This window comes from Pseudomonas sp. MWU347 (assembly GCF_017947305.1).
Taxonomy (GTDB): domain Bacteria; phylum Pseudomonadota; class Gammaproteobacteria; order Pseudomonadales; family Pseudomonadaceae; genus Aquipseudomonas; species Aquipseudomonas putida_A.
The window spans coordinates 109,617-123,650 of the sequence record NZ_JAFGZB010000006.1; the positions used below are offsets into that span (position 1 = coordinate 109,617).

The 14,034-nt window shown below is 60.2% G+C and carries 9 protein-coding genes; 7 read left to right on the top strand and 2 right to left on the bottom strand.

The genetic code is table 11. From position 1 onward, the window contains the following. The first annotated feature begins 8 nt into the window (after window positions 1-8). The 5 genes from KCG87_RS14740 to KCG87_RS14760 all read left to right on the top strand — a co-directional run bounded on the left by KCG87_RS14740 (window position 9) and on the right by KCG87_RS14760 (window position 4,538). Window positions 9-527, top strand: a complete 519-nt coding sequence (locus KCG87_RS14740) for a DUF2059 domain-containing protein (protein ID WP_003226938.1) — start codon at window positions 9-11, stop codon at window positions 525-527. Window positions 528-539: 12 nt separating this feature from the next. Further along, on the top strand, window positions 540-839 hold the full coding sequence (locus KCG87_RS14745; protein ID WP_003226935.1) for a BolA family protein: 300 nt from the start codon (window positions 540-542) through the stop codon (window positions 837-839). Window positions 840-1,148: 309 nt separating this feature from the next. Continuing rightward, a complete protein-coding gene (locus KCG87_RS14750) occupies window positions 1,149-2,090 on the top strand; it encodes a rhodanese-related sulfurtransferase (RefSeq protein WP_096794914.1) in 942 nt (313 codons plus the stop codon). Window positions 2,091-2,125: 35 nt separating this feature from the next. After that, entirely contained in the window at window positions 2,126-2,728 is a 603-nt protein-coding gene (locus KCG87_RS14755; RefSeq protein ID WP_171061881.1) for a DsbA family protein, read from the top strand. Then, on the top strand, window positions 2,721-4,538 hold the full coding sequence (locus KCG87_RS14760) for an ABC transporter ATP-binding protein (protein ID WP_098964980.1): 1,818 nt from the start codon (window positions 2,721-2,723) through the stop codon (window positions 4,536-4,538). The genes KCG87_RS14755 and KCG87_RS14760 overlap by 8 nt, the downstream gene beginning before the upstream one ends. Here the strand turns inward: KCG87_RS14760 and KCG87_RS14765 are convergent, their stop codons facing one another. Beyond that, window positions 4,539-9,155 (bottom strand): deaminase domain-containing protein, encoded by a 4,617-nt coding sequence (locus KCG87_RS14765; protein WP_210558206.1) that lies wholly within the window; start codon window positions 9,153-9,155, stop codon window positions 4,539-4,541. A 173-nt stretch (window positions 9,156-9,328) separates the two neighbouring features. Between KCG87_RS14765 and KCG87_RS14770 the strand changes: the two genes are divergently transcribed. Further along, complete coding sequence (locus KCG87_RS14770) at window positions 9,329-11,788, top strand: EAL domain-containing protein (RefSeq protein ID WP_210558208.1); 2,460 nt, start codon at window positions 9,329-9,331, stop codon at window positions 11,786-11,788. Window positions 11,789-11,834: 46 nt separating this feature from the next. Next, window positions 11,835-12,629: an iron-containing redox enzyme family protein gene (locus tag KCG87_RS14775; RefSeq protein ID WP_134787049.1), complete on the top strand. Its 795-nt coding sequence runs from the start codon at window positions 11,835-11,837 to the stop codon at window positions 12,627-12,629. A gap of 138 nt (window positions 12,630-12,767) precedes the next feature. Here KCG87_RS14775 and KCG87_RS14780 read toward each other — a convergent pair whose 3' ends face one another. Beyond that, window positions 12,768-13,694 (bottom strand): GGDEF domain-containing protein, encoded by a 927-nt coding sequence (locus KCG87_RS14780; protein WP_210558210.1) that lies wholly within the window; start codon window positions 13,692-13,694, stop codon window positions 12,768-12,770. Between the last annotated feature and the right edge of the window lie 340 nt (window positions 13,695-14,034).

A 14,034-nucleotide genomic window follows, 5' to 3' on the forward strand; every position in this document is an offset into this window, starting at 1 on the left:
GAAACTCGATGACTCGTCTTCGTGCCATCTGCACCGCGGTTGCACTGGTTTGCGCCAGCGGCCAGGTGCTTGCCGATACCGCCAGCCACAACGCCAGTGCTGAAGCTTTCCTGACCCTGGCGCACGCTGACAAGCTGGGCACTCCGGTGTACATGCAAGTGCAGCAAATGTTCGCTCAGCGTTTTGAACAGACCAAAGCCCCGGAATCCAAGAAAGCCGTACTGGAAACCTACCAGGCCAAGGCCAACGCCGCCCTGGACCAGGCCATCGGCTGGAACAAGCTCAAGCCTGACATGGTCAAGCTCTACACCAGCAACTTCAGCGAATCGGAGCTCAAAGACCTGGTCGCGTTCTACCAGTCGCCACTGGGCAAGAAAGTCCTGGAGAAAATGCCGCAGCTGACCCAGCAATCGGCCCAGATGACTCAGGCCAAGCTGGAAAGCGCCGTGCCTGTCGTCAACAAGCTGCTCGACGACATGACCAACGAGCTGGCACCGAAAGGCGCTGCGCCGGCCAAGAAGAAGTAAGCGGAGTTCGTGATGACCATGCAACAACGCATCGAATCGACGCTGGGCCTGCTGCAGCCTGAGCATCTGCAAGTGCTGGACGAAAGCCACATGCACAGTCGCGGGTTACAGACGCACTTCAAGGCAGTGGTGGTCAGCGCGCAGTTCGAAGGCCTGAACCGGGTCAAGCGCCACCAGAAAGTCTACGGCACGCTTGGCGAGCTGATGGGCGAGTTCCATGCGTTGGCGCTGCACACCTACACCCCGCAGGAATGGGCAGAAGTGGGCGCCGCCCCGGCGTCGCCGACCTGTGCCGGCGGTAGCAAACACTGACTTTGGATGTAACGGGCTTTTTGTGGTGTGGGAGCTTTTGTGGCGAGGTGATTTAGCGAAACGTCGCACCGCCTCGATCGGCTGCGCAGCAGTCGTAAACCCACAGAATGCGGTATCCCTGAGAGACTGCATTCGCGGGTTTTGGGGCCGCTTCGCAGCCCATCGGGGATAAATCCCCTCGCCACAGAGTTCTCGGCACATCCTATAACGATCCTGTTTTTGCTAGAATCCGCGACGCGCCGCTCACCCGGCGCGTTTTTTTTGAATCCGGTTCACCCTTTGCGAGGGTAGCCACCTGGAGAAATACCCATGACACAACCGATTGTCGTGGCGGCACTGTATAAGTTCGTCACCCTCGAAGATTACGTTGACCTGCGCGAGCCCCTGCTGCAAGCGATGGTCGACAATGGCATCAAAGGCACTCTGCTGATCGCCGAAGAAGGCATCAACGGTACGGTTTCCGGCACTCGCGAAGGCATCGATGGCCTGCTCGCCTGGCTGAAGAACGACCCGCGCATGATCGACATCGATCACAAAGAGTCGTACTGCGACGAGCAGCCGTTCTACCGCACCAAGGTCAAGCTGAAGAAAGAGATCGTCACCCTTGGCGTCGAAGGCGTGGACCCGAACAAAAAGGTCGGCACCTACGTTGAGCCGCAGGACTGGAACGCGCTGATCAGCGACCCGGAAGTGCTGCTGATCGACACCCGCAACGATTACGAAGTGGCGATCGGCACCTTCGAAGGCGCCATCGATCCGAAAACCACCAGTTTTCGCGAATTCCCCGACTACATCAAAGAACACTTCGACCCGGCCGTGCACAAGAAGGTCGCGATGTTCTGCACCGGCGGCATTCGCTGCGAGAAAGCCTCCAGTTACATGCTGGGCGAGGGGTTCGAAGAGGTTTACCACCTCAAGGGCGGCATCCTGAAGTACCTCGAAGAGGTGCCGCAGGAAGAAACCAAGTGGCAGGGTGACTGCTTCGTGTTCGACAACCGCGTGACCGTGCGTCACGACCTCAGCGAAGGCGACTACGATCAATGTCATGCCTGCCGCACACCGGTCAGTGTTGAAGATCGCGCCTCCGAGCACTACGTGGCCGGCATCAGCTGCCCGCATTGCTGGGACAAGCTGAGCGAGAAAACCCGCCGCAGCGCCATCGATCGGCAGAAGCAGATCGAACTGGCCAAGGCGCGCAACATGCCGCACCCGATCGGCTACAACTATAAACAAGCATCCACCGAGGCCTGATCATGACTGCGCGCCTGCTCTATGTGATGGATCCGATGTGTTCCTGGTGCTGGGGGTTCGCCCCGGTTGCCAAGGCATTGGTCGAGCAGGCGCAGGCAGCCGGGGTGGAGTTGCACCTGGTGGTCGGCGGGTTGCGCACCGGTAGTGGTGCAGCATTGGAACCGACTACGCGGCGCTACATCCTCGAGCACTGGCAGGCGGTCACTGAGGCTACCGGCCAGCCGTTCAAGTTCGACGGGGCGTTGCCCGACGGTTTTGTCTACGACACCGAGCCGGCTTGTCGGGCGATCGTTACCGCGCGCAGCCTGGCGCCGGATTGCGCGTGGACGCTGGTCGGCCTGATCCAGCAGGCGTTTTATGCTGAAGGCCGCGATGTCACTCAGGCCAGTGTGTTGGTCGAACTGGCCGAACAGGCCGGCGTACCGCGTATCGAGTTTGCCGCGCTGTTCGATCATGCCGACCAACACAAAGCGACTCAGGCTGATTTCAGCTGGGTGCAGGATCTGGGCATCGCCGGGTTCCCGACCCTGCTCGCCGAGCGCAACGGCCAACTGGCGCTGTTGACCAACGGCTATCAACCGCTCAGCGAACTCTCGCCGCTGCTTGGTCGCTGGCTGGAGCGCGCCGCCTGTGCCTGACCTGGCCGATGACACGCCAGCCGTAAAGCGTGTCGACCGGCTGAGCTGGGCAGAAGTCCGGCGCCTGGCACTGCATCACAAAAAATCCCTGTGGATCGCCAACGGCGTGGCCGTGCTGGCGACGCTGTGCAGTGTGCCGATTCCGTTGCTGTTGCCCTTGCTGGTGGACGAAGTCCTGCTCGGGCATGGCGATGCCGCGCTGAAAGTCATGAACCACGTGCTGCCGTCGATGTGGCAACAAGCGGCGGGTTACATCGGCCTGATGCTGGTGGTCACCCTGACTCTGCGTTGCAGCGCCCTGTGTTTTGGCGTGTTGCAGGCGCGGCTGTTCGCCCGGTTGGCGAAAGACATCGTCTACCGCATTCGCGTGCGCCTGATCGAACGCCTGAAAAGGATTTCCCTCGGCGAATACGAAAGCCTCGGCAGCGGCACCGTGACCACCCATCTGGTCACCGATCTGGACACACTCGACAAGTTCGTCGGCGAAACCCTCAGCCGGTTTCTGGTGGCGATGCTGACCCTGGTCGGCACCGCGAGCATCCTGATGTGGATGCACTGGAAGCTGGCGCTGCTGATCCTGCTGTTCAATCCATTGGTGATCTACGCCACGGTGCAACTGGGCAAACGGGTCAAGCACCTGAAGAAACTGGAGAACGACAGCACCTCGCGTTTCACTCAAGCCTTGAGCGAAACCCTCGATGCGATCCAGGAAGTGCGCGCCGGCAACCGTCAGGGTTTCTTCCTCGGGCGACTCGGCTTGCGCGCGCAGGAAGTGCGTAACTATGCGGTCAACTCGCAGTGGAAAACCGATGCGTCGAACCGTGCCAGTGGTCTGCTGTTCCAGTTCGGCATCGACATCTTCCGCGCGGCGGCGATGCTCACGGTGCTGTTCTCCGACCTGTCGATCGGCCAGATGCTCGCGGTGTTCAGCTACCTGTGGTTCATGATCGGCCCGGTCGAACAACTGCTCAATCTGCAATACGCCTACTACGCGGCGGGTGGCGCACTGGCGCGGATCAACGAACTGCTGGCGCGGGCCGACGAGCCGCAATACCCGGGCGGCGTCGATCCGTTCAAGGGCCGGGAAACCGTGGGCATCGAGGTGCAGGGGTTGAGCTTCGGTTACGGCGATGAATTGGTGGTGGATCAGATGAACCTGTCCATCGCTCCCGGTGAAAAAGTCGCGATTGTCGGTGCCAGTGGCGGCGGCAAAAGCACTTTGGTGCAACTGTTGTTAGGGCTGTACACGCCGTTGTCCGGGACTATCCGTTTCGGCGGTTCGACCCAACAGGAAATCGGTCTGGAGCTGATTCGTGAAAACGTCGCGGTGGTGCTGCAGCATCCGGCGCTGTTTAACGACACCGTCCGCGCCAATCTGACCATGGGCCGCACCCGCAGTGACGAAGCCTGCTGGCAGGCGCTGGAAATCGCTCAGTTGGAGGCGACCATCCGGGCGCTGCCGGACGGTCTCGACAGCATCGTCGGACGTTCCGGCGTGCGTCTGTCCGGTGGTCAGCGTCAGCGTCTGGCGATTGCGCGGATGATCCTCGCCGAGCCGAAAGTGGTGATTCTCGACGAAGCCACTTCAGCCCTCGACGCTGCCACCGAATACAACCTGCATCAGGCCATGGCGCGCTTCCTCAATGGCCGCACCACGCTGATCATTGCCCATCGCCTGTCGGCGGTGAAGCAGGCGGATCGGGTGCTGGTGTTCGATGGCGGGCAAGTGGCCGAGGATGGCGACCACCAGCAACTGATCGCCGATGGCGGCCTCTACGCCAAACTCTACGGCCATCTGCAGCGCCTGTAATCAGCCCCACAGCACCTGTAACGCCGCCTCGCCGCCGTCATGGCCGAACTGCTTCATCACCACCGAACAGGATTCGCACGGGCGCATGGTTGTTGCGATGTCGACCGCGCGGATCTCTGTCGGGTCGGGATATTTCTCGCGCAGCACGCTGATCAGTTTGCTTTCGCTGTCCAGCGAGGTCGGCCGGCTGGTTTGCGTCGGCTGATAGGTTTTCAGCTCCTTGATGGTCAGCGGCACGGCCAGCAGTTGCCCTTGCTCGGTGACCTCCAGCGAGGTGCGCGGGAAGCTTGGGTTGTAGTCGATGTTGATGTAAGTGGTGTCGCCGATCCGCACGTGATTGGCACCCATGTGGCGAAACAGCGGCAGGCGCTGGGTGCTGCCTTGCGCGCCGGACACGCTGACGTAGATCTCCCGTTTGCCGCTGGTCGTGGTGACTTCGGCATAGGCGATGTTACGTGCGTTGACCGGCCGCTCACGCACGGGCAACAGGTTGTGCAGTTTCTGCATGGCACTGTCGATGCGCAGGGCCGCGTTAGTGTTGGACGGGTTGATTGTTGGTGACAGAAACAACGTGTCGAAAATCTCTGCGGTTTTCTGCCGAAAGGCTTCCGGCGCTTCCTTGCTGCGCGCCCAAGTGACGGCGCCTTCGGGCAGGCGGGTGACGATCATCCGTGTCGAGTGATCGAACATCAGTGCTTCGCCCGGGCTGGTGTCGACCTTCAGCCATTTCATATTGTTTGCAGGCATGGCCGTGGTGCCGATGGGGATCGCGATCTGTTCCATGGTCTGCATCGCGCGCTGCACCGATTCCAGACCATGGATGCGCACCATGTTGTTGGCATGCAGCGAGCCGGTGTAGACGGTCAGCAGTTCAGCGCCGAGGGTGCCGTCGGCCAGTTCGGCGGGTGCCAGGCGCTTGAACGTCAGCTGCTTGCCGGGGATTTCGCCTTTGGCGAAGGTTGCCAGGTAGTACTCGTGGTGGTTGACCCGGAAAAACACATGGGTGGCCGAGTCGTCGATGGCCGGCATCAGCACGGCGCCGACCTGATGTGAATCGTTGATGTCGTCGTAGGTGCCGCCGGTTTTTATCCGCGCATAAATGCCTTTGCGAAACTGCAGCGTGGCTTGAATCTGCTGTCTTGGTACCAGCCTGCCTTGATTGAAACCCAGGCGACGCAGGTCGCCGTTGAACAGCCTCGGGCGGTTATCGATGATCTGATAAAGCCTGGCTTCGACCGCCAGGAACGTTCCGTCACGCCGGGGCAGGGTGGCCGGCTCCGAAACCCGCTCGCCGAACCACGGTGCGTAACCCTTTTCCTTGTCGATGGTGCCGACGGCGGGCGTCGGGGCGGGTTCTGCGGTGATGTAGCTGACGCGGCAGTCGCCCGCGCCCGGTGCGCGACGGATCCGGCACGGCAGCAGCGTCCAGTGTTGACTGTCATCGAGCAGCTCGACGCGGCGCAGTTCATCGCCGTCGAGTCGATAGGGCACATCATCGATCAAGACCGTGGTGCGTCCGCCAGCCTCGGGGACAAGCTCGACGCGGGTGTTCGGCGCTACTTCGATATCGATCTGATCGTCGGTTTTTTTCACGGTGCGGTAGTGCGAACGCCCCAGCGAAAAACCATGCTCGTGTGCGAGCAACTGCGGCCCATAAGGGTGGTCGGACAGCGGATCGAGCAAGTGATGCCGCGAGCCGCCGACGTTGCGCACCGGCACATCGTCAATGCCTCTGACCACGGCCAGATGATCGGCAGGGTTCAGCGCTTTCCAGCGCCCGGCATCCAGTGCCTGGGGCAGACTGTGCAGCAGGTCATAGTCAGCGCTTCTGCCGGCCAGCCTTTTCAGACGTGCAACCGCGCGGTGTTCCAGATGCGCCACGGCCCGCACTGCGCCGATCGCACCTCGGCCGCCGAGCTTGAGCAAAGCAGGCGCAGCGTCCAGCGGATTGAGGTTTCTCAAGCTCGAAACCAGCAGGTTTTTCGACAATTGCGCCATGCGTGGCAGGGCGACGCGAATCGCCATTTTCCCGGCCACGGCCGCGAGGCGAATGCTGCCGGCGACGAATTTTCCCAAGGGAATCGCGAACGAGACGATATCGAGGAGCAGGCCGAGTACGCCCATTGCGCGTTTGCCCGGACTGTCCGACTGCAGGTCTTCGAGACTGCCCCAGAACGGGATAAAGCCCTTGAGGGCATGAGTCCAGTGCTTTTTGCGGCTGTCGCGCTCGAAACGGGTATCACCCCAGGCCTCACTGCGCAGCGCCTGCTCATCGGCATAGAACAACCGGGTCGCGATGAACGAGGCGATGTGCGCCGTGCGCGGTGAGCTGAAGGTCAGGTTCGGCGAACTGTCGTGATGGGCCGCCGGGATCATCGAACCCGGGAGGGAGTCGCCCAGCGGTTCGAGAATCGCGACGCACTTGGCGCCGGGGGCGGGTGTCGAACCGTCCCAGTGTGCTTTTCGATCGAACGGCAGGCGGCGGGCGACGATGCGGCTGATGCTCTGGCCCTTGGTCCGTCCACGTTTGGGCGGCAGGGGTGGCAATAACAGACCGCCAACATGTGTGCCATCCAGATCCGGGCGTTTACGAATGATGCCGGCACGAGGCAGGCATTCGTAGAATTGTGGCGGGCCCTGATACGTCGCCTGCAACACGAAGCCCATGCGGGCCCGGTGCGGCAGGATGTTTTCCGCTGTCTCCAGGTGAGCTTCGATATGCCGTGTCGGATCCCTGAGGCTGTGAATCCGCACTTCGCCGTGCTCCAGTGCCCGGCGGTCGGGCCACGGCAGTGTGACCAGCAGCGACTTGATCAGGTATTCATAGGCTTTGCGGGCCTCGCTCAGATAGTCGTCGAACTGCTGCTCGAACAAGGGCCTGATCTCGGGCAAGGTGCAGTTGCTCGGAAACCGTGAAAGGCGTCGGCCTGGATGTCCGGTGTCGAAAAAACCGCTTTGCAGTTTGCCTGCTGCGTTGAGGCTGATCCATTCGCTGGCACTGCGGCCATCGTTGCTGACGTACCAGCGTGTGTCGGGGCTCAACCCGCCGGCGGCATAGACCTCCAGCAACGGCCAGGTCGGCAATGCCACATCCGGGGTGTCAATAATGCTGCGTCGGCTACGGTTGGGCGTTGAAGGATGGTGGCGTTTGAGGCGAATCGTCGTGTGATCGTACAGCTCGTTGGCCAGCGCCTTGTCCAGTTGCTGTTTTGCCAATGCGAGTCGCCGTGGCGGCTCGATGTCCAGTTGCACGATCGCTGCGTTCATTTGCTTCTTGTGGTCTTCCAGCGCTTGCAGGGCAGCGTCATCGCCGGATGTCTCGTTCGCAGCGGCCTGGGCTCCGGTGGCCAGTGTCCAGGTCTGTGCGGCAGCCACTCGGGTCATGGCGATCAGGGTTTGCAGGTCGGTGCTGGCGTTTTCGCTTTTGTGCAGCGGCAGATCGACCAGTTGCTGAAAGCTCAGATGTTCCAGCAACTGTGGATCAAGGGCATGTGCGAGGTGCACGCCATGCACGAAATTGACCCAGACCACCGAGCTGGCGTACGGCAGGTCGTCAGGAATGTCGCGTACTTGGAAATCCAGTCCGAACTGCGTCAGGCATACCCATCCCAGCAGATGTTTTTCGGTCGGGGTCGAGGTTCGGTGAGAATCCTCCAGGTGCTGTAAAAAGTCCCGGCGAATGCTGGCGTAGCTGGCGCCGTGGTGAGCGCGCTGTTCCAGCGCAAAACCGGCCACTTCGGTCGAGCTGCTGTCGCCGGGCAGTTCGTACCATAGACACAACGCTTCGAGCAGTAAACGCAGGCCGATGTCCGGGACGGTCGGCTCATCGGGCCGGGCGCCGTACCATTGCAGTTTCTGCAGCAGGCGCTGGCCCAGGTCACGCGCCTTGGGGGTGTCGAGCAGGCGTTCCAGGCAGGCGGCAGGCTGCTGTTCCAGTTGCTGGCGGGTGAATGGGGGCGTTACTTCGCTGGCCAGGCTGTCGATGGCCGACAGGGTTTTGCCGGTAAGCCAGTCGCCAATCAGGTCGTGAATCGCGGCTTTGTCATCGTCGCTCATCAGTCCCGTCAGCGCCGGCTGGTGTCGCAGATTAAGTCGGTGGCAGGCGCGTTGTTCTTCGACCTTGCGGATCAACCGGGCCAGTGCGGTGGCGTCCTGTGCATCCGTAAATGTGAACCCGGACTCACGCAGCAGTTGTGACAACGGCAGCAGCCTGTCGGAACGCAGGTGTGCGCCTATACTCAGCAACGCTCGCTGAAATTCTTGAATTGTGCTGGAGGCCCGGGTGACATCCTCGATGGTGAAGCGGGCGCAGCTGCCATCGGGACGATTGAAGGAAAAGCTGCAGTGACCGGCTGCGGCGTCGACTTGCAGCAATGATCCTCTGGACGTTTGCAGGTAGGCCGCCAATTGTGGCTCGCCGCTGTCATCGAACAGTGCTTGCAGAAGGTTTTGCGCCTGGTCGTGGGCTGCACCCAGGCGTGAATGTGTCTGGGGTGTGAGGTAGTAGGTCTGCAGTGAGGTCGATGCGTCGAGCACGGCGCGCAGGGCAGAGATCATTGCGCGGTATTCGCTCTGTTGGGCAGTATGGCGTTGCAGCGTGGCGGAAGGTGACTGCATGGAAAACGGCTCTGGAATGATTGAAAGCCGTCAGTGTCGAAGCATGGCGAACAGCGGGTGCGGTACATACGTATCGCCGGTTGAAAATGTCCTGGTTTGCTGGAAGGGGTCGCTCCCTTGTCTGGCTCTGGCGATCTCCCCTTGAAGATGACAGTGCGTGCGCAAAGGACCTCATGAAGCATAAAAGGACTCTCGGAACGCCACGGTTGTTGGGCATCGTCTGGCCATTTATCGCCGTCGTGTTATTTCAGGCGTTATTGGGGGGCGTGAGTCTTTACGTCCTGTCGGCCGTTCGCGGCTATGTCGCCGGCGAGAGCCTTTGGTCCAAGGGCCAGAAAGACGCCATCTATTACCTGAACCTGTATGCCGACAGCCGCGACGAGGCGATCTTCCTCAAATACAAGGAAGCGATTGCCGTGCCTCAGGGCGGTCACCAGTTGCGTCTGGCGCTGGATCGTCAGCCGCCGGATCTGCAGGCGGCACGGGAGGGGATCCTCAAGGGCGGCAACCATCCCGATGATGTGTCGAGCCTGATCTGGCTGTACCTCAATTTCCGCCATTTCAGTTATCTGGAAACCGCGATCGACCGCTGGACCATCGGTGACGCCTATCTGGTGCAACTGGACAATGTCGCGCGCGAGATGCATCAGGGCATCAGCGAAAACATCGCGACGCCAGCTGATATCCAGCACTGGAAAGCGCAGATCTTTGCCATCAACGACGGTGTGACGCCGGCGGCCAAGGCGTTCAGCGATGCCTTGGGCGAAGGTTCACGGATGATCCTGCGCCTGCTGCTGTTCACCAACCTGGCTACGGCGCTGGGGTTGATCGTGCTTGCCCTGTTGCGCACCCACAAACTGCTCAAGCAGCGGCATGCCTTTGCCCAGGCGCTGCAGCTGGAGAAGGATCGGGCACACATCACCCTGCAATCGATTGGCGACGGGGTGATCACCACCGACGTCAACGGCGCGATCGATTACATGAACCCGGCGGCGGAGGCGATGACGCACTGGAAGTCCGAGCACGCGGCGGGGTTGCCATTGGCAGCGCTGTTCAATCTGCTCGATGACAATGCGCAGACCGAAGGGCTGACGCTGATCGAGCACATTCTCAGCGGGCAACTGATCGGTGGCAGCGAGCACTCCAAACTGATTCAGCGCCTGGATGGCAGTACGGTCTCGGTGACGCTGGTGGGCGCGCCGATCCGCAACGCCGAGAAGGTTATCGGTACGGTGCTGGTGCTGCATGACATGACTCAGGAACGGCAATACATCGCCAACCTGTCGTGGCAGGCGACCCACGATGCCCTGACCGGTCTGGCCAACCGCCGCGAGTTCGAATATCGCCTGGAGCAGGCCCTGCACAATCTGACGCGCCAGCCCGGTCGGCATGCGCTGATGTTCCTCGATCTGGACCAGTTCAAACTGGTCAACGACACCTGCGGTCACGCCGCCGGCGATGAGTTGCTGCGGCACATTTGCACGCTGTTGCAATCGGGCTTGCGCGAGAGCGACACCCTCGCGCGGCTGGGCGGCGACGAGTTCGGCATTCTGCTGGAGAACTGCGCCCCGGATGCCGCCGAGAAAATCGCCGAGAGCCTGCGCCAGACCGTGCAGAACCTGCACTTCGTGTGGAAGGGGCGGCCGTTTTTGACCACTGTGAGCATTGGCCTGGTGCACATCGCCCAGACCCCGACCACCCTCGAAGCGTCATTGCGCGCCGCCGACATGGCTTGCTACATGGCCAAGGAAAAGGGCCGCAACCGGGTGCAGGTCTATCATGCCGACGACTCCGAGCTGTCGCTGCGCTTCGGCGAAATGGCCTGGGTACAGCGCCTGCACATGGCGCTGGAGGAAAACCGCTTCTGCCTTTATGCCCAGGAAATTGCTCCGCTGGGCGCTACAGCCCATGGCGGGGGGCACATCGAAATACTCTTGCGTCTGCATGACGAAGCCGGACGGATGATCCTGCCGGACAGTTTCATTCCGGCGGCCGAACGTTATGGTCTGATGAGTCAACTGGATCGTTGGGTCGTCGAGAATGTTTTTAAAGTGGTTGCCCAATGTATTACCGAACAACATGAAGGTCCGTTGGCAATGTGTGCGATTAATCTTTCAGGCATTACTATCGGAGATGACGCGTTCTTGCACTTTCTGCGTGAACAGTTTGTTAATTACGCTATACCCCCTGAAATGATTTGTTTTGAAATTACTGAAACCAGCGCCATTGCCAATCTCGGCAGCGCAATTAGATTTATTAATGAACTCAAAGGCTTAGGTTGTTACTTCTCACTTGATGATTTTTGTGCCGGAATGTCTTCATTCGCTTATCTGAAACATTTGCCTGTAGACTTCCTGAAGATCGACGGGAGTTTCGTAAAGGATATGCTGGACGACCCGATTAACCGTGCAATGGTCGAGGTGATCAATCACATCGGGCATGTCATGGGTAAGCAGACAATTGCCGAGTTTGTTGAAACAACCCAGATCGAGCAGGCATTGCTTGAAATCGGGGTGGATTACGCTCAGGGTTATGTCATCGAACGCCCGCAGTTGTTTACCTGCGACAGTTTGCAAAGTCGGCCCGCCAGACCGCAGCCGCTGTTGTTCAAGGCGCCTGGCACGTTCCGTTGAAATCTCTTGCCGATCCTTACAATCACAAATCAAAAGGAGCCGAACAGTGATCGACACATTCAACCGAACCGGACCACTCATGGAAGCTGCAAGTTATCCTGCCTGGGCACAACAGCTCATTGCAGATTGCAGCGAGAGCAAGCGCCGGGTTGTCGAACATGAACTGTACCTGCGCATGCGCGATAACAAGCTCAGCGCCAAAACCATGCGCCAGTACTTGATCGGGGGCTGGCCAGTAGTTGAACAGTTTGCGTTGTATATGGCGCAGAACCTGACCAAAACCAAGTTTGCCCGCCATCCTGGGGAGGACATGGCGCGCCGCTGGCTGATGCGCAACATCCGCGTCGAACTCAATCATGCCGACTACTGGCTGAACTGGAGTCGCGCGCATGGCGTCAGCCTGGAGGATCTGCAGGCCCAGCAAGTACCGCCGGAACTACATGCATTGAGTCACTGGTGCTGGCATACGAGTTCGGCGGATTCGCTGATCGTCGCCATCGCTGCGACCAACTACGCCATCGAGGGCGCGACCGGGGAGTGGTCGGCGCTGGTCTGCTCAACTGGCGTGTACGCGGCAGCGTTCCCGGAAGAAGAGCGCAAGCGTGCAATGAAGTGGCTGAAGATGCATGCCCAGTACGACGACGCTCACCCATGGGAAGCGCTGGAAATCATCTGCACGCTGGCGGGCATGAACCCGAGTAAGGCTCTGCAGACCGAACTGCGTCAGGCGGTGTGCAAGAGCTACGACTACATGTACCTGTTTCTGGAGCGTTGCATGCAACTGGAGACCGCCGATCGGGCGTTGCACGGGCGTGAACGCCGGGCACTTGTAGAGAGCTGATTTTCGGCAAAACGCCAAAGCAAATGTGGGAGCGGGCTTGCTCGCGAAAGCGGTGTGTCAGTCAGCAATTGTTTGACTGGCACACCGCTTTCGCGAGCAAGCCCGCTCCCACAGTGGTTTTTGGGTGTCTGGAAGGACTCAGCCCGCCATCGCCAGCCGATTACGCCCTTCGCGCTTGGCCACGTACAGCGCACTGTCGGCCCGGCGCAGCAGGCTGTCAGCTGACTCTCCCGGCAACAGAGTCGAGCAGCCAAGGCTCACGGTCAGGTCGATCAGTTTACCGTCCGCGAAATATTCTGCAGTCTGCGCGGCGTGACGCAGACGCTCGCCGATCATCGCTGCCGCTTCCCGGCCGGTGTTGGACAACAAGATCAGAAACTCTTCCCCGCCATAGCGAAACACCATGTCAACGTTACGCAGTTGGCCCTTGATCGACGCTGCCACCGCTTTGAGCACGTCATCCCCGGCACTGTGGCCGTGACTGTCGTTGACCCGCTTGAAGTGGTCGATGTCGAGCATCAGCACCGACAGCGGTTGCAGGTGCCGGCGGGACATGTCGATCTCGCGTTGCAGGGTCTGCTCCATGGCGATCCGGTTGCCGGTTCCGGTCAACGGGTCGCGCAGCGCACTTTGTGTTGCCGCGCGGTAGAGCAGGGCATTGCGCATCGGGAACAACAGCGACGACAGCAGCGATTCAAGGTTGCCCTGATCCTGCTCGCTGAAGCGCTGGTTGCGGCGAAACACCAGTTCACCCAGGTGCTCGCCTTCGTGGCTGAGGCTGTAACTGACCGAATGGTGACCGCGGGCACCGAACTCCAGGCGCAAGTCGCTGCCCGAATGCACGTAGCTCAAGGCATCCAGCGGCACAAGACGCTGAACTTCGCGGAAAAACAGACCGAGGATTCGTTGCGGCTCAAGACTGGTTTGCAGTTGCAGGCTCATTTGCTGGCGCAATTGCGCCAGGCTGGCCGGGCGTTCCAGAAGCGGAGGCAGCTGACCAAAGCCCAGGCGTTGCAATTTGGCACTGTCAAAGTCAATTGCATTGGTCTGGGAAGGTGATTTCATATGGCGTGAGCCCCTAAGCAGTAAGTCTGTCTTACAGGCTGGGTGAGAGCGGCTATGGGCTGCGCGTCATACTGATCCATCAGTCCCGTAGGACATTTGGCGTAAGTTTAGTCTGCCTGATGACGATTAGTCAGCTATCGAAATCGGCCTTGCCCCAGTGCCTTCACACGGCATGCTTTGAGGAAAATTAGAGCGAAAGTCGTGCCATTCGGTTCAGGTTTATTAAAACCTTTATGAATCAACAAGATGGCTTTTTGCTTTGAGGGCGGGTGGCGGATATTTGACTGAAGTGTGACGGTGGGAAGCGGCAATTGTGTGCCGCGACGGTAATCCGCCACGG